Genomic DNA, 18322 nt, shown 5'->3' on the forward strand with positions numbered 1-18322 from the left:
CATGAGCCCCGTCCTCGCCGGCGTGCTCCAGCTGCTCGCGCTGATCGCCGCGCTGGCCCTCGCCCACATCCCCCTCGGCAACCACATGGCCAGGGTCTACTCCTCCGGCACGCACTGGCGCGTGGAGAAGTGGATCTACAAGGGCATAGGTGCCGACCCGGACCGGGAGATGCGCTGGCCCGCGTACCTGCGCGGCGTCCTCGCCTTCTCCCTCGCCGGTGTCCTCTTCCTCTACCTGCTCCAGCGGCTGCAGGGCGTCCTGCCCGGCTCGCTCGGCTTCGCCTCCATCGACCCGGACCAGGCGTTCAACACCGCCGCGTCCTTCGTGGCGAACACCAACTGGCAGTCGTACTACGGCGAGCAGGCCATGGGCCACGTCGTGCAGACCGCCGGTCTCGCCGTGCAGAACTTCGTCTCGGCGGCCGTCGGCATCGCCGTGGCCGTCGCCCTCGTCCGCGGCTTCGCGCGGTCCCGCACCGGAGAACTCGGCAACTTCTGGGCCGACCTGGTCCGCGGGGTCGTCCGCGTCCTGGTGCCGATCGCCGCCGTCGGCGCGGTGATCCTGGTGGCCTGCGGGGTCATCCAGAACTTCTCCGGCATCCACGAGGTCGGCCAATTCTTGAATGAGCACAGTCTGGGCGGCCCGCAGCAGTGGAACGGGGGCGCGGTCGCCTCGCAGGAGGTCATCAAGGAGCTGGGCACCAACGGCGGCGGCTACTTCAACGCCAACTCCGCCCACCCCTTCGAGAACCCGACGCCGTTCACCAACCTGTTCGAGATCTTCCTGATCCTGCTGATCCCGGTCGCCCTGACCCGCACCTTCGGCGTCATGACCGGCTCGCTGCGCCAGGGCTACGCGATCCTCGGGACGATGGCCGCCATCTGGCTGTCCTTCGTCGCCCTGATGATGTGGACCGAGTTCGCCCACCACGGCCCGGCGCTGCGGGCGGCCGGGGGCGCGATGGAGGGCAAGGAGGTGCGCTTCGGCATCGGCGGCTCGTCGATCTTCGCGGTGTCGACCACCCTCACCTCGACCGGCGCCGTGGACTCCTTCCACTCCTCCTACACCGGCCTCGGCGGCGGCATCACGATGCTCGGTATGATGCTGGGCGAGATCGCGCCCGGCGGTGTCGGGTCCGGCCTCTACGGCATGCTCGTCATGGCGGTCGTCGCGGTGTTCATCGCGGGACTCATGGTCGGCCGTACGCCCGAGTACCTGGGCCGGAAGATCGGCACCCGCGAGATCAAGTACGCCGCCTGCTACCTCCTGATCACCCCGGCCCTGGTGCTGGGCCTCACCGCGGCGGCCATGGCCCTGCCCACCCCGGGCGACTCGATGACCAACACCGGGGCGCACGGCTTCTCCGAGATCCTGTACGCCTACACCTCCGCCGCGAACAACAACGGCTCGGCCTTCGCGGGCCTGAACGCCGACACCCAGTGGTTCAACACCACCCTCGGCCTCGCCATGCTCCTCGGCCGCTTCCTGCCGATGGTGTTCGTCCTGGCCCTCGCGGGCTCGCTGGCCGCCCAGCGGCCGGTGCCCTCCACCGCGGGCACCCTGCGCACCGAGAAGCCGCTGTTCAGCGGTCTGCTGGCGGGCACCGTCCTGATCATCACCGGTCTGACCTACTTCCCGGCCCTCGCCCTGGGCCCGCTCGCCGAGGGGCTGGCATGACCACCGACACGCGGCGCACCGGCCCGCGGAAACAAGAGGGCTCCATGTCCACAGCCACCCCGACCCGGGCGCCGCACGGCGACGCGCCCACCGGGCACCAGCCGCCGGAGGGCCGCGTCGGCGCGGGTCTCTTCGACCCGAGGCACCTGCTCACGTCGCTGCCCGAGGCGTTCCGCAAGCTCGACCCGCGGGTGATGGTGAAGTCGCCCGTCATGTTCGTCGTCCTGGTCGGCTCCGTACTGACCACGGCCTTCGCCTTCACCGACCCCGGCGACTGGTTCGGCTGGACCATCAGCGCCTGGCTCTGGCTGACGGTGCTCTTCGCCAACCTGGCGGAGGCGGTCGCCGAGGGCCGCGGCAAGGCCCAGGCCGACACCCTGCGCAGGGCGAAGACCGACACCGTCGCCCGCCGCGCCGACGGCACCACCGTCCCCGGCACCGCGCTCACGGTCGGCGACCTGGTCGTCTGCGAGGCGGGGGACGTCGTCCCCGGCGACGGCGACGTCGTCGAGGGCGTCGCCTCGGTCGACGAGTCGGCGATCACCGGGGAGTCGGCGCCCGTCATCCGCGAGTCCGGCGGCGACCGGTCCGCGGTCACCGGCGGGACCAAGGTGCTCTCCGACCGCATCGTCGTCCGGATCACCACGAAACCGGGCGAGACCTTCATCGACCGGATGATCGGCCTGGTCGAGGGGGCGGCCCGGCAGAAGACGCCCAACGAGATCGCGCTGAACATCCTGCTGGCCTCGCTGACCGTCGTCTTCCTGCTGGCCTGCGCGACCCTCCCGCCGTTCGCCGACCACGCCGGCACCCACCTGAGCATGGTCGTGCTGGTGGCCCTGCTGGTCTGCCTCATCCCCACCACGATCGGCGCCCTGCTCTCCGCGATCGGCATCGCGGGCATGGACCGCCTGGTGCAGCGCAACGTGCTGGCGATGTCGGGCCGCGCGGTCGAGGCCGCCGGTGACGTCTCCACCCTGCTCCTGGACAAGACCGGCACGATCACGCTCGGCAACCGGCAGGCGGCCGCGTTCGTGCCGGTGCGCGGTGTGACGGCGGCCGAGGTCGCCGACGCCGCCCAGCTCTCCTCGCTCGCCGACGAGACACCCGAGGGCCGCTCGATCGTCGTCCTCGCGAAACAGGAGTACGGGCTGTGCGAGCGCGGGCCTGGCGAGCCGACCGGCGCCGAGTGGATCGGCTTCACCGCGCAGACCCGCATGTCGGGCGTGGACGTGGACGGCCGCAAGGTGCGCAAGGGCGCCGCGGGTTCGGTCGTCGCCTGGGTCCGGGAGCGGGGCGGCACGGTCGCCGAGGACGCGGACACGACCGTCAGGAACATCTCCGAGGCGGGCGGAACGCCGCTGCTGGTCGCGGTCGAGGACGAACGCGGGGCACGGGTCCTGGGCGTCGTCCACCTCAAGGACGTCGTCAAGCAGGGCATGCGGGAACGGTTCGAGGAACTGCGCCGCATGGGCATCAGGACCGTCATGATCACGGGCGACAACCCGCTGACGGCCAGGGCGATCGCCGACGAGGCGGGTGTCGACGACTTCCTCGCCGAGGCCACGCCCGAGGACAAGATGGCGCTCATCAAGCGCGAGCAGGCCGGCGGCAAGCTGGTCGCGATGACCGGCGACGGCACCAACGACGCGCCCGCGCTGGCCCAGGCGGACGTCGGCGTCGCGATGAACACCGGCACGTCGGCCGCCAAGGAGGCCGGCAACATGGTCGACCTCGACTCCGACCCGACCAAGCTCATCGAGATCGTCGGGATCGGCAAGCAACTCCTGATCACCCGCGGCGCGCTCACGACGTTCTCCGTCGCCAACGACGTCGCCAAGTACTTCGCGATCATCCCGGCGCTCTTCGCGGCCGTCCATCCGGGCCTGGACAAGCTCAACATCATGGGCCTGTCCTCACCGGACTCCGCGATCCTCTCCGCGGTGATCTTCAACGCGCTGATCATCGTCGTCCTGGTGCCCCTCGCGCTGAGGGGCGTGCGCTACCGGCCCATGAGCGCCGACCGGATGCTGCGCCGCAACCTCGCCGTGTACGGACTGGGCGGCCTGATCGCCCCGTTCGCCGGCATCAAGCTCATCGACCTGATCGTCTCGCTCGTCCCCGGGATCGGCTGACCGACATGAACACTTCCCTCACCAACGCCGTCCGGCTGCTCGGCGCGGGCCTGCGCGCCCTGCTCGTCCTGACCGTCGTCACCGGCATCGTCTACCCGCTCGCCGTCACCGGCGTCGCCCAGGGGCTGTTCCCCGGCAAGGCGAACGGCTCGGAGATCGAGGCGGACGGCGGCAGGGTCGTCGGCTCCTCCCTCATCGGCCAGGCGTACGACCTGCCGCTGGGAGACGGCCGGGAGACCCCGGAGCCGGACCTCAAGTGGTTCCAGGGCCGCCCCCGGAACGGCCTCGGCGCCAACACCGTCAACACCCAGTACGACCTCATCCTGTCCGGCGCCACCAACCGCTCCGCCGACAACGCGGAACTCGCCCGGTGGGTGAGGGAGGCCAAGGCCGCCGTGGTCGAGGACAACTCCGTACCCGGCCACCCCGTCGACCCGTCCGACGTACCCGCCGACGCCGTCACCTCCTCCGGCTCCGGCCTGGACCCGGAAATCTCCCCCGAGTACGCCGCCCTCCAGGTGCACCGGGTCGCCGAGCGCAACGGCCTGTCCGCCGAGCGCGTCCAGGAACTCGTCGACGACCACACCGAGCACCGCACCCTGGGCTTCATCGGCGAACCGCGGGTGAACGTCCTCCGACTGAACATCGCGCTCTCGCAACTGCGGGCACCGGCGTCCGAGCGGTGATCAGCGCACCGGGAACCCGAAGGCGTAACCCTGCTCCCTGAGCCAGGGAAGGACCTGCCGCAGCGCCTCGACGGTCTGCGTGCGGTCGCCGCCCGCGTCGTGGAAGAGGATCGTCGGCCCGTTCGGCAGCTCCCGCTGGACGGTGGCGACGATGGCGTCGGTGCCCGGCCGCTCGAAGTCCTTGGTGTCCACGTTCCAGCCCAGCGGACGCATGCCCCGGGAGGCGGCGAGCTTGCGGCTGTACGGGGTGAAGGCTCCGCCGGGCGCCCGGTAGTACATCGGCCGCACGCCGCCGGACGCCTCGGTGATCATGCGCTCGGCGTCGAGGATCTCCTTGGACTGGTAGGCCTCGGACTTCTTGTCCATCCCGGTGTCGTGCGACACCGAGTGGTCGCACAGCCGGTGCCCGGCCGCGACGACGTCCTTCACCAGGTCCGGGTGGGCCTGCGCCTGAAGGCCCGTCATGCAGAAGGTGGCCTTCACCCCGGACTCCCGCAGCAGGTCGAGCACCTGCGGGGTCCACGCCGGGTCGGGGCCGTCGTCGATGGTGATGTTGACGCCGCGCGCCCCCGCGTCCGAGGCGTGGACGATGCTGACGTCGACCGGCTTGGCGTCGTTGCCCGGTGTGGCCGACGCGGACACCTTCGGCGACGCGCCGCCCACGGAATCGGCCTGCGCGGTCCACACCGAGGCGCCGACGGCGAGCACCGTCACGCCCAGGGCCGCCCCGACCACCTTGCCGTACCAGCCCCGCCCACCACCGTGCCGCGCCATGTCCGCCCCGCCTTCGCGTAGTTCCTCGCCGCCGGTCCTCCACCGCGTCGAGGACCACATGACAGGACGGGCGCGAGCGGCCGGAGGATGCGTCCGTTACGGATCACGGACAAAAACGGGGAAGTTCACGGACAACCGCCGCGAGGGACCCTCCACCTCCGGCGCATCTGACGGCCGGTTCAGGCGGCGGGCTCGGCGGGCTCGGTGAGGAAGCGGTCGAGTGCGGTGAAGACGGCCCCGGGCTCCTCGCGGATGGGCAGGTGCCCCGCGCCGGGGATGAGTTGGAACCGCCCGGAGGGAAACGCGGCCGCGTAGGCGCGGCCGAAGTCGGGGGTGACGACGGTGTCGTCGGCGCCCCAGATCACGAGCACGGGGCAGGTGACCGCGGACAGGAGTGCCAGTAGCCCCGGGTCGTGCAGGTCCGGCCCGGTATAGGCGCGCAGGGTGGTGGGCATCCGGGCGGGCGGACCGCCGCGTGCCGCCGGCGTGCGGATGCCGGGCGGCGGCCCACTGGGCAGGTTGACGCGGTGGCCCGGGATCTCGGGCCCGATGGCATTCATGAGGACGAGCCGGGAGATGCGGCCGGCGTGGTCGTCCACGGCCATCCGGGCGGCGACCCAGCCGCCGAAGGAGGTGCCGACCACGGTGACGCCGTCCAGTTCCCGCTGGTCGAGCAGGTCGAGGTAGGCGACGGCGAGGGCGGCCACGGAGTCGAGCGCGTCGGGTCTCGCGGTGTCGTCCCAGCCCGGATGGGTGGGTGCCAGTACCCGGTGCCCGGTGGCGAGGTGGTCGACCAGGGGGGTGATGCCGGCGGGGCCGGGTGCGCCGTGCAGGACGAGTACCGGGCCGCCCTCTCCGGCCTCCCGTACGGCCAGGTCGAGGTCGGAGCGCACGGTGACGAGGCGCGGGACGGGCGCGGTCATGCTGTCTCCCGGGTGGCGTGGCCGGTGTCGGTGGTGCTGTCGGTGGTGCTGTCGGCGGTGGTCACCCGGCTGCCGGTCCGGCGGTGAAGAACTCGATCATCCGCTCCAGTCCCCGGTCGCCGAACATCGTGTCCAGGCTGGCGGCGGACTCGGCCGCGGACGCCTCGCTGCGCGGGAAGAGGGCCTGTTCGTAGGAGGCGAGCGCGGCCTCGGTGTCGCCGGGGCGGGCGGCGATCGCCTCGGCGAGTTCGGCACCGTCGAGCATGGCCAGGTTGGCGCCCTCGCCGGCGAAGGGGGACATGAGGTGGGCGGCGTCGCCGAGGAGCGTCACCCCCGGGGTCCGTTCCCAGCGGTGTCCGACGGGCAGGGCGTGGATGCGGCGCGGGGTGACCGTGTCCGCGTCGGCGACCAGGCCGCGCAGGTCCTCGTGCCAGCCTTCGAAGCGGGTGAGGACGGCGGCCTTGGCGGCGGCGGGATCGGTGAAGTCGACGGTGTCCAGCCAGCCTTCGTCGGCCTTCAGCGCGGCGTAGACGTGGAGGCTGCCGTCGGTCTCGCGGTGCGCGAGGAAGCCGCGCCGACCGCCCAGGCTGATGAAGAAACCGCCCCCGACGAGGGCGGCACTGCGCGGGTGGCGGGCGTCGGCGTCGTGCAGGTCGGTCTCGGCGAAGGAGACGCCGGTGTAGGCGGGCGTGGCGTCGGAGAGCAGCGGCCGTACCCGGGACCAGGCCCCGTCGGCGCCGATCAGGAGGTCGGTGGTGACGGTGGAGCCGTCGGCGAACGTCACCTCGTGGCGGCCGTCGCCCAGCCCCCGGACGGCGGTGACCTTCCTGCCCCAGCGGACCGTGCCGTCGGGCAGCGAGTTCAGGAGCAGGTCGCGCAGGTCGCCGCGGTCCACCTCCGGGCGGGCGCCGGTTCCGTCGTCCTTCTCGCGGACGTGAACGGTGGCGTCCGGGCCGACCAGGCGCATCTCCTGACCGCCCCCGTGGACGATCTGGAGGAAGTCCTCGTGGAGGCCGGCGGCGTGCAGCGCCTTCTGGCCGTTCTCCTCGTGGATGTCGAGCATGCCGCCCTGGGTACGGGCCGCGGCGGACGCCTCCAGTTCGAAGACGGCGGCCTGGACGCCGTTGACGTGCAGGACGCGGGCGGCGGTGAGGCCGCCGAGGCCTCCGCCGATGACCGCGACGGGGTGATGGGTGCTCATGGGTCCTCCGACTGACTGACCGAGTACGCCGCAGGGCGACGGAGCGGGCGGATCACGAGGCGATCCGGCCGGACACCTCCACGGTAACGAACATGTTCGTCACGTACAAGTTCTTCACGTACAGGCTCGTCGAAGAGAGTGCCTCGGTCGCGGGCGGGCGGTCGGCGAACGGGCGTCAGCCGTTCGTGCCGGGGACGGGGGTATGGGTGATGCCGTTGACCAGGACGTCGAAACTCCAGCCCATACGGTCCTCGGGCGAGCCGCTGACCAGGGCGGGCATGTGCGCCCTGATGGCCGGATGGGTCTCGTCCACGCGGTGGAGGGCCCGGGTGGTGGCGTTCCAGTCGTCCTCGATCATGGGGTCGTGTTCCTGCGCCGACTGTTCGGCGGCCGTGGCCGTGGCGTCCTGGAGCAGCTTGTCCACGCCCCAGGCGACCTGCTCACGGGAGGCGCCGCTGCGGGACAGCAGGTCCAGGACGCGCTCCACCAGGCGCAGGTAGTTGCCGCCGCTGGGCCGCGCCACCAGAGCGGACCGGGCGAGCTGCGGATGCGCGAACAGCACGGAGGTGTAGGAGGCCAGTACGGCGCGGAGCTGCTCGCGCCAGTCGCCCCCCGCCCCTTGGCCGGTCAGGTCGACCTCGCCCAGCAGGGCGTCGAGGACGGCCGCGTGCAGCTCCGCGGTGTTGGCCACGTAGACGTACAGCGAGGCCGGGCCGGTGTCCAACTCCTTGGCCAGCCGGCGCATGGTGACCTTCTCCAGCCCCTCGGCACGCATGACCCGCACGGCGGTGTCCACGATCCAGCCCCGTGACAAGGCAGGCTTCGCGGGCCGCTCCCGGCGGCTGATCGGCTCATTCCTCGCAGTCATGCACCGATCGTAACGAACATGTTCGATCCCGTTGCGTGCCCGGGGGAGGGCGGTGCTGCCCATGGTCCGGTGGCGGGCGCCGCACACCGTCTCGTAAAAATCCTCTCCGAAGTCGTTCTGCCCGGAGATCTCTTGGACGATGTGGTCGTGATCTTCAAGCAGGGTGCGCACGTGTTCACAGAAGCCTGCCCCACCCGCCGCCCCTTCGAGACCTTCGGCATGCCGTGCCCCCTCCAGAAGGTTCCTCGTCGGCCCCTGCGTATGAGGGGCCGGTGTCTGCCTGGATCAGCCTGCCCCATACCTATGACACCGGGCCGGAACGAGGGAGGTCCTGGAGAGCCTGCTGAGCGGCCTGGCATGGCGCGGCCTGGAAACGACTGAGGCCCAGGTCGATGACCTGGGCCTCAATGTGGAGCGGGTGACGAGAATCGAACTCGCACTCTCAGCTTGGGAAGCGACGGCGCTTCACGGGTGAGATCACCTCTCACCTGCGGCTACGTATTCTGGAGCGCGTTTTCGGCTACCTGTTCCGCGCCGCTGTTTACCGTTGTTGTCCGGTCGTATGGGCACGCTGTGGGCACGAGGCTGGTCGGCGCTGCTTCGCGGAGGGCCGCTGGGCACTTGGTGATGAGGAATGCCTGGCGGGGGAGCACCGCTGCCACGGTGACTTGCGTGTGCACACTCCTAACCGAGGATGCCAAGATCACAAAAAGCGTCTCTTTGGGCACAGACTTCGATCTTCGCCGCAGGCAGCCTGGGGTTCTGGGCGAGGAGGCGGCCGATGTGGTGGATCGGGATGGGGCTCGGAGGCGTCGCGGGTGTTGTGGTCCTGCGCGTTCTGCTCCGGCAGGTCCGGGGGCTGTTGCTGGACTTCGGCGACGTGACGCGAGCCTGGACCGAGGTTTTGTCGAGTATCGGTGGTGGGGAAGGCCGACGGGTTGGTTGCTGCGCTGCGCGCTATCGGTGCCCCGGGGCCGTGGATGCTCCGAGGTGTGTACGCCGGCTCAAGTAGGCGATCTGTCGTGAGGCCATGGTCGATCCGAGTGCGGGCTGCGGGCGTTGCTCATGACTGCGGCTCTGGCGCGATCTCCTTGATCAGGCCCTCGACCAGCACCTTGATCTCGTCGCGGATCGGGCGGACGGCCTCGACGCCCTGGCCGGCCGGGTCCTCCAACTGCCAGTCCAAGTAGCGCTTGCCCGGGAAGACCGGGCACGTGTCGCCACAGCCCATGGTGATGCAGACGTCGGACTCCTTGACCGCGTCCACGGTCAGCATCTTTGGCACCTCGGCGGAGATGTCGACACCGACCTCGCGCATCGCCTCGACGGCGGCCGGGTTGACGTTCTCGCCCGGGTTGGATCCGGCGGAACGGACCTCGACGCGATCCCCGGCCAGGTGGGTCAGCCACGCGGCTGCCATCTGCGAGCGGCCGGCGTTGTGGACGCAGACGAACAGCACGGAAGGCTTGTCGGGCATCAGGAGGTCTCTCTTGTCTCGAGACGGCATCAGGCGCGCATGGCATCAGCGCCCGATGGTGTCAGTCACCACTGATGTGAGAGTATCAGTGCATGATGACGTCAGTCGACACTGACCTGATCCGGGTCCTGGCGGACCCGCTCAGGCTGCGGATCGTGACCCTGCTCGCCAAAGAGACGCTGTGCACCACCCACCTCGTGGAGGAGACCGGTGCCCGGCAGACCAACCTCTCCAACCACCTGAGAGTGCTGCGCGAGGCCGGCGTCGTCGAAACCGAGCCGTGCGGCCGCTACACGTACTACAGGCTCCGCCCGGACGTCATCGCCTCGCTCGCCGGCCAGTTCGCCGACCTGGCCGACTCCGCACGCAACGCCGTCGAGAACAAGAGGGCCTGTCCGTGACCCGCACCGAAGCCCCCGCGACGACCACCGAGGAGCCCTCCGTCGTCGCGAAGCTGTCGACGCTCGACCGCTTCCTCGCCGTCTGGATCCTCATCGCCATGGCCATCGGCCTCGGCCTGGGCCGAGCCATCCCGGGTCTGGACGACGCCCTTGCCAGGGTCGAGATCGGCGGCATCTCCCTGCCGATCGCCGTCGGCCTGCTGGTCATGATGTATCCGGTCCTGGCCAAGGTCCGCTACGACAGGCTCGACGCCGTCACCGGCGATCGCAGGCTCATGGCCTCGTCGCTGGTGATCAACTGGATCGTCGGCCCGGCGGTGATGTTCGCGCTCGCCTGGATCTTCCTGCCGGACCTGCCCGAGTACCGCACCGGCCTGATCATCGTCGGCCTGGCCCGCTGCATCGCCATGGTCATCATCTGGAACGACCTCGCCTGCGGCGACCGCGAGGCCGCCGCCGTACTCGTCGCCCTCAACTCCGTTCTCCAGGTCCTGGCGTTCGGTCTGCTCGGCTGGTTCTACCTCGACCTGCTGCCCGGCTGGCTGGGTCTGGGCGACGGCGAACGCCTGGACATCTCCATGTGGAAGATCGCCCTGAACGTCGTCATCTTCCTCGGTGTTCCACTGCTCGCGGGCTTCCTCACCCGCCGCATCGGCGAGAAGAGGCTCGGCCGCGAGAAGTACGAGTCCCGCTTCCTGCCGAGGATCGGTCCGTGGGCGCTCTACGGCCTGCTGTTCACGATCGTCATCCTGTTCGCCCTGCAGGGCAGGACCATCACCTCGCAGCCGCTGGACGTGGTCCGCATCGCGCTGCCGCTGCTGGTGTACTTCGCGGTCATGTTCTTCGGCACCTTCCTGCTGGGCAAGGCGATCGGCCTCGCCTACGACCGGACGGCCACCCTCGCCTTCACCGCCGCCGGCAACAACTTCGAGCTGGCCATCGCCGTCGCCATCGCCACTTTCGGTGTCACCTCCGGCCAGGCCCTGTCCGGCGTGGTGGGTCCGCTCATCGAGGTGCCCGTCCTGATCGGCCTCGTCTATGTTTCGCTGGCCTGGCGCAAGAAGTTCACCCCGTCCGCTCCGACCACCGAGGGCAGAGGCTACTGATGCATTGCCTCACGGCCCGCACCGTCCGGTCCATCACGTGCGCGGCGGCGCAGGCGGCATGACACAGCACTCCGACGTGGTGGTGATCGGCGGCGGTCAGGCAGGGCTCGCCGCCGGCTACCACCTGCGCCGCCTGGGCCTCGACTTCGTCGTCCTCGACGCCCAGGCCACCCCGGGCGGGGCCTGGCAGCACACCTGGGACTCGCTCCACCTGTTCTCCCCGGCAGCCTTCTCCTCGCTCCCCGGCCGCCTCATGCCGCCGCAGTCGGGCCAGGAGTACCCGGACGCCGGGCACCTGGTCGCCTACCTGAGCGACTACGAGAAGCGATACGACCTCCCGGTGCAGCGACCCGTCCGGGTGATCGGCGTGCACGCCGACAGCCGGCTGCTGCGAGTGGAGACCGACTCCGGCCCGTGGTACACACGCGCGGTGATCAGCGCGACCGGCACTTGGTGGCGTCCCTTCCTCCCCGCCGTCCCCGGCCGCGGCGACTTCCAGGGCAGGCAACTGCACACCGTCTCGTACCGCGGACCGCGGGACTTCGCGGGCCAACGCGTGATCGTCGTCGGGGGCGGCAACTCCGGCGCGCAGATCGCCGCCGACCTCGCCCACGACACCGAACTGACCTGGGTGACCCGGCGTCCGCCCCGGTACCTCGCCGACGACATCGACGGCCGCGCCCTGTTCGACGCGGCCACCGCCCGACGTCGCGCCCTCGACGAGGGCCGCACCGACACCGGAGGCGTCGCCTCGCTGGGGGACGTCGTCGCCGTACCGCCCGTGCGCGAGGCCCGGGACGCCGGGCGGCTCAAAGCGTCACCCATGTTCGCCCGCCTCGACCGCGACGGCGTCGCCTGGGTCGACGGCACGCGAGCGCCCGCCGACGTGGTGATCTGGTGCACCGGCTTCCGGCCTGCCCTCTCCCACCTGTCACCCCTGGGCCCGCGCGGCCCGCGCGGCCACATCCCCACCCAAGGCACGCGTGCAGTGGCGGACCCCCGGCTGCACCTCCTCGGATACGGAGACTGGACGGGCCCCGCCTCCGCCACGCTCATCGGCGTCGGACGGCCGGCCCGCGACGCAGCGCGGGAGATCGCCGGGCTTCTCGAAGGTGCAAGGTGATCCGCGTGCGCTACCGAACGGCCAGCAGTTGTCCCATCGCCGCCAGTACCGACGGCTCGACCCGGTAGTAGACCCAGGTGCCGCGCCGCTCGGACGTGAGCAGGCCGGCCTCCTTGAGTTTCTTGAGGTGGTGGGAGACGGTCGGCTGCGAGACACCGACGTCGGAGATGTCGCACACGCATGCCTCGCCGCCCTCGTGCGAGGCGACGGCCGAGAACAGCCGCAGCCGCACGGGGTCGCCGAGCGCCTTGAACATACGGGCGGTGCGCTCGGCCTCCTCGGCGGTGAAGGGACGCTCGCTCAACGGCGGGCAGCACGGCACCGCGGCGACGGGGGCCTCGGATCGTTCCAGCAGCGGCAGTGCCTTGGCATTCGACATACGTCTATGTTGACACATGTCGAACTAGCCCAGCCAGAGTCAGCGGGCGTCGAGATGGGCGACAAGGCGCCGTACGACGCGGGCGGCGTCCCTGCCGACCCCGCGCAGGGAGTTCGAGGAGAGGCTGCGCTGCCATTCCAGGCCGACGTACGCCAGTCCGGGATGGGTGGTCGACAGGCCCTCCCGGTGGCGCGGTTGGCCGTCGCAGTCGAGGGCGCCGAGCGGGCGCAGATAGCCGAGGTCGGGTCGGTAGCCGGTGGCCAGGACGATCGTGTCGATCTCCTCGGTGGCGCCGTCGGTCCATGTCGCCTTCGTGCCGTGGCTCTGTTCACGAGTTGTGACAGCGATTGTTCACCGCTTCGGCAGGCACTCGCACCGGGCCGTGTTCGATTCCCGCGAGTAGTGACAGCACCGGGTCCGCTGGCGCCCGACTGACGGTTCCGCCTACTCCATCGTGGAAGCATGTGCCGATGTGCAACTCCCTAACCGTGCTGGGAACGTGTGGTGCTTGGCCGGAGGCAGGACGGGCAGCGAGCGGCTTCCTGCTGGAGGCATACGGCTTCCGCCTGGTCTTGGACCTCGGATACGCGACGCTGCCCCGGCTGCTGGCGCGATGTGCGGCGAGCGAGGTCGACGCCGTCGTCATCACCCATGAGCACCCGGATCACTGTGCGGATCTGAGCGCCCTGTGCCGAGCGCTGCTCTACGGCGGCGGGCGCCGGGACCGTGTGCCGCTGTACTGCCCTACGGGAGTGCTGGGGAGAGTGCAGGCGATGGAGCCGACCGAGGACCTGCACGAGGTCTTCGAATCGCGTCCGCTGCCGGGCCTTTACCAAGTCGGTCCTTTCCATCTGAACGGGCGACTCCTTCCGCATCACGTGCCACACGCGGGAGTGCGACTGACGGGCCCAAACCTGAGCGTGGCCTACAGCGGCGACGCCGGCCCCGACCACGTGCTCGGCGATCTGGCGACTGGTACGGATCTGCTGGTCGCCGGAGCAACACTGCAGGGCGCCGCTGTCGACCCCCACCTGCTCAGCGCCACCCAGGCCGGCCAATGGGCTGCTCGCGCGGGAGTGGCGCGCCTGGTGCTGACGCACTTCTGGCCCGGGGCCGATCGTAGGCAGTCCGTTGCCGAGGCCGGTGTCGCCTACACCGGGGAGATCCTGACTGCAAACGAGGGAATGACCCTTGCTATTTGACACGCACGGCAGCTCAGCTCGGTGCGCACGATTGTGGACGTTCGATTCCGCGCGAACGCTGGCTGCCTCCCAAACCCATCAACAAGTGCTGTCCGTATTCGTGAACAGAGCCACGGTGAGAAGTCCGCTTCCGACCGCATCACCTACCGCGTCCCCGACCTGAAGGACCCGGCTGTCCGAGCCCGCTACGCCGGCAAGCGCACGGCGGTCGTCGGTTCCGGCGCCTCCGCCTTCACCGCTCTCGCCCTGCTCGCCGACCTGGCCGGGGAAGAGGCGGACACACACGCGGTCTGGATCCTGCGCCGAGGCATCGGCGACGCCACGTACGGCGGCGGCGAGGCCGACCAGCTCCCGGCCCGCGGCGCCCTCGGCCTGCGTGCCAAGGCGGCGGCGGAGCAGGGGCACGCGAGCGCCGTCACCGGGTTCCGTACGGAAGCGGTCGAGCGTGACGGCGACCGGCTGGTCCTGGTCGCCGAGGACGGCCGCCGCCTGGACGCGGTCGACGAGGTCGTCGTCCTGACCGGCTTCCGCCCCGACCTCAGCTTCCTCTCCGAGCTCCGCCTCGGCCTCGACGAACGCCTCCAGGCCCCGACCGCGCTGGCCCCGCTGATCGACCCGAACGTCCACTCCTGCGGCACGGTCTACCCGCACGGCGTGAAGGAGCTGTCCCACCCGGAGCAGGCCGTCTACCTGGCCGGCATGAAGTCCTACGGCCGCGCCCCCACCTTCCTCGCCATGACCGGCTACGAGCAGGTCCGCTCCATCACGGCCGCACTCGCCGGTGACCACGAGGCGGCCGAACGCGTCGAGCTGACCCTGCCGGAGACCGGTGTGTGTGGCGGCGCGGGTCTGTTCGACGAGCCCGACGCCGCGCGGAGCGGCGAAGGCGGAGGTTGCTGCGCGGCCCCTGCCACGCTGCACATCGGCATCGGCGCACCGGCCGCCTCCGGCGGCTGCTGACAGACCGACACCGCGGGCGCCGGCGTGTTCCTTGCGTTGGGCGGCGAGTACGTCGGGGTGACGGGCCTTGGTGCCGCCCAGAAGCGCAGGTCGGGGGAAGCACACCTCGACCTTGTTCTTCCACGCGTGCGGCGGTGACGGTGAGTACCCCGGTGATCGTGGGGTCCCGGCCGTCGTCGGCCGAGGAGTACGGTGAAACCAGGCTTGCGGTTTGCCGTCTTTGGTAGGTAGGCGAGTGCGATGTCCGACCCCGACCCCCCGCGGGTGACCAGGCTCCTGCCCGACGCTGTGCATCAGGCGGTTTCGCGACCTGGAACCGCCGTGGTGCGGCTCGAGACGACCCATGACCGGAAGGGTGCGCTCGACGGGGCGTGGTGGCCCCGCTCCCGCGACATCGCCGGTGAACTGCCCGGCCTCGTCTCCGCGCTGTCCGAGTACCTCGGGCCGATCACACGTGTCGGTCTGGACACCGACGCCTGGGACGAGCTGCCGACGCGGCTGACGATCGACGGTCGTGTCGTCCGCATCGACTCCTTCCCGGTCGGAGACGACACCGTTCTCATCACCCGGGGCAGCAATGATCTCTTCTCGCTGCTGGTGGTTCCGCCCCACACCGCGGCCGACGCGGCCCGCGCGGCCATGGCCGCAGCCGTGCGCGCAGGCAGTCAGACGCCGGCGGAACAGATCCTCATCGACACCGGCACGGAGCGTGTGGGCCCGAGGCATGCACCCACCGCTGCGCTACGCCACGGCCGCCATGAGCCGGGCCGCTGACGACGCGCTCGTCGGGGGCGGCACCACGAGGAGATCCCAACGGCCCGCAGTGTAGGACTGCAGCAGGATCCTGTGCGGGTTGAGCACCTCGGTGAATCGGTCGACCGCCACCTCGTAGCCGTTGACGACGACCACGCCGTGCGGGAGAGGCTGCCAGTGGCGGGGATTGACGGCCACGTGGGTGAGCCGTCCCCACAGCGGATCGATCACGTCGGCCAGTTCGCCGAGTTCTCGTGCCAGGTCGCGGGTCCGTGGCCACCACGCGCCGTCCGGACGGCCGAAGCGGCTGGCGGATCCGAGGACGAGGCGTGCGGCACGTGGTCGGAACGGTGCCGCGTGCGGACGGAGCTGAGTGGTGTTCATGATCATGAGGAAAAAACCTGACTGCGGGCCTGCGCCGGCTGACGGCGCGCCCGGTGGTGGGTGAGCGAGGACGGGACCGGCGGCGCCGGTGCACGAAAGCCCTCGAAGTCCTCAGGCTACTCCTCGACGAGCCCCGACAAGAGGCTTCGGCCTCATCGGGTGGACTGCTCCCGGCGTACGGCCTGGTCGGGCGCCGCGAAGAGTAGGCTGGAGGAACCGGGGACACTCCGCGCACGGGCATTTCGCGTCTGTGCCGTTTTCGGTGATCGAATACGCCGGGTCGGCTCAGGCCCGCCCGGGGCAGGGTTCGCGTCATGACTGCGACCGTCTCCCCTCCGACGACGTCCGAAGACCGGCGTCCCACATCCCCCGTGCGTCTCTCGCTCGCCCCCGCCGGCTCGGCACCGCTCCTGCTGGACGGCGCCTGGTGGCCGCGTTCGCGTGATCTCACCGCCGAACTGCCGGCCCTGGCGTCCGTTCTCGATCCGCTGTGGGGGCGGATCACCCGGATCACGGTGAACCCCGCCCAGTGGCCGGTCGTCCCGCGGAAGGTGCCTGTCGCCGGGCATGTGGTGAAGGTGGGCTGGTTCCGCTTCGAGCAGGACGAGCACGAGTTGCTGCTGCTCTCCTACCACGTGGGCCGCTGGAACCTGCTGGTCGTTCCCCCGCAGACGCCTCCGGCCGCGGCCGCCTGGCTGATGGCCGCTGCGAGTGACCCGCGCCGGACAGCGACCGCGAGCAGCCTGCTGGCGGATGCCGCGCGTCTGACGGTGACCGCCGAGGCCGACCGCACCAGGGAAGCGGTGTGGGAGTCCGAAGGAGGACATGGAGCCGGTGCTTCCGTCATTTCTCCATGGCTTCGAGTCGCCGTCGCCACACCGGATGACCGGCCGGAAAGGGTGTGAGGCCATGGACATCCTCGTGACGGTGTTCGTGCTGCTGGCGGTGATCGCGGCAGGCGCGTTCCTCATCCACCGCCTGAACTCCCAGCACGGGGGCAGAAGTGCCGCCTTCCACTACGGCCGCAGCGGTGTCGTCGCACCAGACCGGAAGACCGACGAAGGGCCGGCGGTACGCCGACGGTCCCCAGTCGCGAACGACGCCGGCGAGCGCCGGGGCTCCCGGTACGGCGGACGCGGACGGCTGCGTCCTGGACGCCGCCGTACCCACGGCGGCGTCTCGCCCCGCTAAGTGGGGACGCGGGTCCGTCGGAGCGGGGCGCCGGCGTCGTGGAGGCTGGTGAGTGCCAACCGGTAGGAGGCGACCAGGCCCGTTTCCGCGTAGTCGACACCCAGGTCCCGGCAGTACCGCCGGACGATGGCGCGGGCCTTGCGCAGGTTGGGGCTGGGCATGCTCGGGAACAGGTGGTGCTCGATCTGGTGGTTCAGGCCGCCGAGCGCCAGGTCGGTGAACCGGCCGCCGTTGACGTTGCGTGAGGTCAGCACCTGGCGGCGGAGGAAGTCGGGGCGGTCGTCGGCCGTCAGGATCGGCATCCCCTTGTGGTTGGGTGCGAAGGCCGAACCGAGGTAGACGCCGAACAGGCACTGGTGGACGGCGAGGAAGGCGATCGCCATCCCGGGCGGCAGGACCCAGAACAGGGCGGCCAGGTAGGCGGCGCAGTGCCCCAGGAGCAGAGCGCCGTCGACCGCCCGGCGTTTGAGCCGGCGGTTGGCCATGGCCCTGCCGCTCGCCACGTGCAGGTTGAAGCCCTCCAGCGTGAGCAGGGGAAAGAAGAGGAACGCCTGCCAGCGGCCGAGCAGGCGGGGCAGTCCGGTGGCGGCGCGGGCCTGGTCCGGGGACCAGACGAGCAGGTCGGGTCCGATGTCGGGGTCGAGGTTCTCGGTGTTGGGGTTGGCGTGGTGACGGGTGTGCTTGTCCTGCCACCAGCCGTAGCTCATGCCGATCGACGCGCCGGCGATCCGTCCGGACAACTCGCTGGCCCGGCGGCGGCGGAACACCTGCCGGTGGGCCATGTCATGGGCGACCAGGGCGACTTGCCCGTACATCACGGCCAGGAACGCGGCGATCGCCAGTGTCCACCAGGAGGCGCCGACGAGGACGAACGCGGCCCATCCGGCGGCGTAGAGCCCGGTCACGGCGGTGATGCGTAACGTGTAGTAGCCGGGGCGGCGCCCCAGCAGTCCGGCGTCCGCGATCTTCTTCGACAGCCGGGCGAAGTCGCTGCCGGGAGTGTCGGGGCGCGTGGCGGTGGTGGTGGCCATGGTCATGAGGACGTCTCTCTCAGAAGCGGGCGGATGACTCGGGGCGGCCC

The 18322-nt window shown here is 70.7% G+C and carries 18 protein-coding genes and 1 pseudogene; 11 read left to right on the forward strand and 8 right to left on the reverse strand.

What is annotated here, in order from left to right:
* The first annotated feature begins 1 nt into the window (after position 1).
* Genes kdpA through BJ961_RS00830 form a run of 3 tightly spaced genes read left to right on the forward strand, consistent with a single transcriptional unit; the run spans position 2 to position 4499 of the window.
* Entirely contained in the window at positions 2 to 1678 is a 1677-nt protein-coding gene (gene kdpA / locus BJ961_RS00820) for a potassium-transporting ATPase subunit KdpA (RefSeq protein ID WP_271319411.1), read from the forward strand.
* A complete protein-coding gene (gene kdpB, locus BJ961_RS00825) occupies positions 1675 to 3813 on the forward strand; it encodes a potassium-transporting ATPase subunit KdpB (RefSeq protein WP_271319412.1) in 2139 nt (712 codons plus the stop codon). The genes kdpA and kdpB overlap by 4 nt, the downstream gene beginning before the upstream one ends.
* A 5-nt stretch (positions 3814 to 3818) precedes the next feature.
* Complete coding sequence (locus BJ961_RS00830; RefSeq protein ID WP_271319413.1) at positions 3819 to 4499, forward strand: potassium-transporting ATPase subunit C; 681 nt, start codon at positions 3819 to 3821, stop codon at positions 4497 to 4499.
* On the opposite strand, the gene BJ961_RS00835 is transcribed toward BJ961_RS00830, so the two are convergent.
* From BJ961_RS00835 to BJ961_RS00855, 5 genes are all read right to left on the reverse strand, one after another.
* Positions 4500 to 5273: a polysaccharide deacetylase family protein gene (locus tag BJ961_RS00835; protein WP_271319414.1), complete on the reverse strand. Its 774-nt coding sequence runs from the start codon at positions 5271 to 5273 to the stop codon at positions 4500 to 4502.
* Positions 5274 to 5452: 179 nt separating this feature from the next.
* On the reverse strand, positions 5453 to 6196 hold the full coding sequence (locus tag BJ961_RS00840; RefSeq protein ID WP_271319415.1) for an alpha/beta fold hydrolase: 744 nt from the start codon (positions 6194 to 6196) through the stop codon (positions 5453 to 5455).
* Positions 6197 to 6257: 61 nt separating this feature from the next.
* The gene (locus tag BJ961_RS00845; RefSeq protein WP_271319416.1) at positions 6258 to 7397 is read right to left on the reverse strand and encodes an FAD-dependent oxidoreductase; all 1140 of its coding nucleotides are present in this window, start codon (positions 7395 to 7397) and stop codon (positions 6258 to 6260) included.
* 175 nt (positions 7398 to 7572) lie between these two features.
* Positions 7573 to 8265, reverse strand: coding sequence for a TetR/AcrR family transcriptional regulator (locus BJ961_RS00850; protein ID WP_271319417.1), 693 nt, complete (start codon positions 8263 to 8265; stop codon positions 7573 to 7575).
* A gap of 1063 nt (positions 8266 to 9328) precedes the next feature.
* The gene (locus tag BJ961_RS00855) at positions 9329 to 9742 is read right to left on the reverse strand and encodes an arsenate reductase ArsC (protein WP_031046009.1); all 414 of its coding nucleotides are present in this window, start codon (positions 9740 to 9742) and stop codon (positions 9329 to 9331) included.
* A gap of 92 nt (positions 9743 to 9834) precedes the next feature.
* Here BJ961_RS00855 and BJ961_RS00860 point away from each other — a divergent pair, with 92 nt between their 5' ends.
* From BJ961_RS00860 to BJ961_RS00870, 3 genes are read left to right on the forward strand one after another with little or no spacing between them, the layout of a single operon-like run.
* Positions 9835 to 10143 (forward strand): ArsR/SmtB family transcription factor, encoded by a 309-nt coding sequence (locus tag BJ961_RS00860; RefSeq protein ID WP_019324863.1) that lies wholly within the window; start codon positions 9835 to 9837, stop codon positions 10141 to 10143.
* Positions 10140 to 11249 (forward strand): ACR3 family arsenite efflux transporter, encoded by a 1110-nt coding sequence (gene arsB, locus BJ961_RS00865; protein ID WP_271319418.1) that lies wholly within the window; start codon positions 10140 to 10142, stop codon positions 11247 to 11249. The genes BJ961_RS00860 and arsB overlap by 4 nt, the downstream gene beginning before the upstream one ends.
* Before the next feature lie 58 nt (positions 11250 to 11307).
* On the forward strand, positions 11308 to 12372 hold the full coding sequence (locus BJ961_RS00870) for an ArsO family NAD(P)H-dependent flavin-containing monooxygenase (protein WP_031046000.1): 1065 nt from the start codon (positions 11308 to 11310) through the stop codon (positions 12370 to 12372).
* A gap of 10 nt (positions 12373 to 12382) precedes the next feature.
* Here the strand turns inward: BJ961_RS00870 and BJ961_RS00875 are convergent, their stop codons facing one another.
* Positions 12383 to 12751 carry an ArsR/SmtB family transcription factor gene (locus BJ961_RS00875; RefSeq protein WP_031045997.1) on the reverse strand — a complete coding sequence of 123 codons (369 nt, stop codon included), beginning with the start codon at positions 12749 to 12751 and terminating at the stop codon, positions 12383 to 12385.
* Between the two features lie 470 nt (positions 12752 to 13221).
* Here BJ961_RS00875 and BJ961_RS00885 point away from each other — a divergent pair, with 470 nt between their 5' ends.
* The 3 genes and pseudogenes from BJ961_RS00885 (at position 13222) to BJ961_RS00895 (ending at position 15687) form a co-directional block, all read left to right on the forward strand.
* Positions 13222 to 13953 carry an MBL fold metallo-hydrolase gene (locus BJ961_RS00885; RefSeq protein WP_224219997.1) on the forward strand — a complete coding sequence of 244 codons (732 nt, stop codon included), beginning with the start codon at positions 13222 to 13224 and terminating at the stop codon, positions 13951 to 13953.
* 114 nt (positions 13954 to 14067) lie between these two features.
* A pseudogene (locus BJ961_RS00890) lies at positions 14068 to 14913 on the forward strand (flavoprotein); the annotation flags it as partial.
* A 240-nt stretch (positions 14914 to 15153) separates the two neighbouring features.
* Positions 15154 to 15687: a DUF5994 family protein gene (locus BJ961_RS00895; RefSeq protein WP_031043872.1), complete on the forward strand. Its 534-nt coding sequence runs from the start codon at positions 15154 to 15156 to the stop codon at positions 15685 to 15687.
* Here the strand turns inward: BJ961_RS00895 and BJ961_RS00900 are convergent.
* Positions 15655 to 16050: a DUF5994 family protein gene (locus BJ961_RS00900; protein WP_233520746.1), complete on the reverse strand. Its 396-nt coding sequence runs from the start codon at positions 16048 to 16050 to the stop codon at positions 15655 to 15657. The genes BJ961_RS00895 and BJ961_RS00900 overlap by 33 nt on opposite strands.
* Positions 16051 to 16364: 314 nt before the next feature.
* Here BJ961_RS00900 and BJ961_RS00905 point away from each other — a divergent pair, with 314 nt between their 5' ends.
* Both BJ961_RS00905 and BJ961_RS00910 read left to right on the forward strand, forming a co-directional pair.
* The gene (locus BJ961_RS00905; RefSeq protein ID WP_271319419.1) at positions 16365 to 16955 is read left to right on the forward strand and encodes a DUF5994 family protein; all 591 of its coding nucleotides are present in this window, start codon (positions 16365 to 16367) and stop codon (positions 16953 to 16955) included.
* Between the two features lie 4 nt (positions 16956 to 16959).
* Entirely contained in the window at positions 16960 to 17241 is a 282-nt protein-coding gene (locus tag BJ961_RS00910) for a hypothetical protein (protein ID WP_030401450.1), read from the forward strand.
* Here the strand turns inward: BJ961_RS00910 and BJ961_RS00915 are convergent.
* On the reverse strand, positions 17238 to 18278 hold the full coding sequence (locus BJ961_RS00915; RefSeq protein ID WP_224219994.1) for a fatty acid desaturase family protein: 1041 nt from the start codon (positions 18276 to 18278) through the stop codon (positions 17238 to 17240). The two genes, BJ961_RS00910 and BJ961_RS00915, sit on opposite strands and share 4 nt — an antisense overlap.
* Positions 18279 to 18322 lie beyond the last annotated feature (44 nt).

The organism is Streptomyces lienomycini (assembly GCF_027947595.1).
Taxonomy (GTDB): Bacteria; Actinomycetota; Actinomycetes; order Streptomycetales; family Streptomycetaceae; genus Streptomyces; species Streptomyces lienomycini.

What these genes read in the sequence shown, in the direction of transcription:
- kdpA (WP_271319411.1), top strand. Translation starts at nt 2, where the DNA reads ATGAGCCCCGTCCTCGCCGGCGTGCTCCAGCTGCTCGCGCTGATCGCC.
- kdpB (WP_271319412.1), top strand. Translation starts at nt 1,675, where the DNA reads ATGACCACCGACACGCGGCGCACCGGCCCGCGGAAACAAGAGGGCTCC.
- BJ961_RS00830 (WP_271319413.1), top strand. Translation starts at nt 3,819, where the DNA reads ATGAACACTTCCCTCACCAACGCCGTCCGGCTGCTCGGCGCGGGCCTG.
- BJ961_RS00835 (WP_271319414.1), bottom strand. Translation starts at nt 5,273, where the DNA reads ATGGCGCGGCACGGTGGTGGGCGGGGCTGGTACGGCAAGGTGGTCGGG.
- BJ961_RS00840 (WP_271319415.1), bottom strand. Translation starts at nt 6,196, where the DNA reads ATGACCGCGCCCGTCCCGCGCCTCGTCACCGTGCGCTCCGACCTCGAC.
- BJ961_RS00845 (WP_271319416.1), bottom strand. Translation starts at nt 7,397, where the DNA reads ATGAGCACCCATCACCCCGTCGCGGTCATCGGCGGAGGCCTCGGCGGC.
- BJ961_RS00850 (WP_271319417.1), bottom strand. Translation starts at nt 8,265, where the DNA reads ATGACTGCGAGGAATGAGCCGATCAGCCGCCGGGAGCGGCCCGCGAAG.
- BJ961_RS00855 (WP_031046009.1), bottom strand. Translation starts at nt 9,742, where the DNA reads ATGCCCGACAAGCCTTCCGTGCTGTTCGTCTGCGTCCACAACGCCGGC.
- BJ961_RS00860 (WP_019324863.1), top strand. Translation starts at nt 9,835, where the DNA reads ATGATGACGTCAGTCGACACTGACCTGATCCGGGTCCTGGCGGACCCG.
- BJ961_RS00870 (WP_031046000.1), top strand. Translation starts at nt 11,308, where the DNA reads ATGACACAGCACTCCGACGTGGTGGTGATCGGCGGCGGTCAGGCAGGG.
- BJ961_RS00875 (WP_031045997.1), bottom strand. Translation starts at nt 12,751, where the DNA reads ATGTCGAATGCCAAGGCACTGCCGCTGCTGGAACGATCCGAGGCCCCC.
- BJ961_RS00885 (WP_224219997.1), top strand. Translation starts at nt 13,222, where the DNA reads ATGTGCAACTCCCTAACCGTGCTGGGAACGTGTGGTGCTTGGCCGGAG.
- BJ961_RS00895 (WP_031043872.1), top strand. Translation starts at nt 15,154, where the DNA reads ATGTCCGACCCCGACCCCCCGCGGGTGACCAGGCTCCTGCCCGACGCT.
- BJ961_RS00900 (WP_233520746.1), bottom strand. Translation starts at nt 16,050, where the DNA reads ATGAACACCACTCAGCTCCGTCCGCACGCGGCACCGTTCCGACCACGT.
- BJ961_RS00905 (WP_271319419.1), top strand. Translation starts at nt 16,365, where the DNA reads ATGACTGCGACCGTCTCCCCTCCGACGACGTCCGAAGACCGGCGTCCC.
- BJ961_RS00910 (WP_030401450.1), top strand. Translation starts at nt 16,960, where the DNA reads ATGGACATCCTCGTGACGGTGTTCGTGCTGCTGGCGGTGATCGCGGCA.
- BJ961_RS00915 (WP_224219994.1), bottom strand. Translation starts at nt 18,278, where the DNA reads ATGACCATGGCCACCACCACCGCCACGCGCCCCGACACTCCCGGCAGC.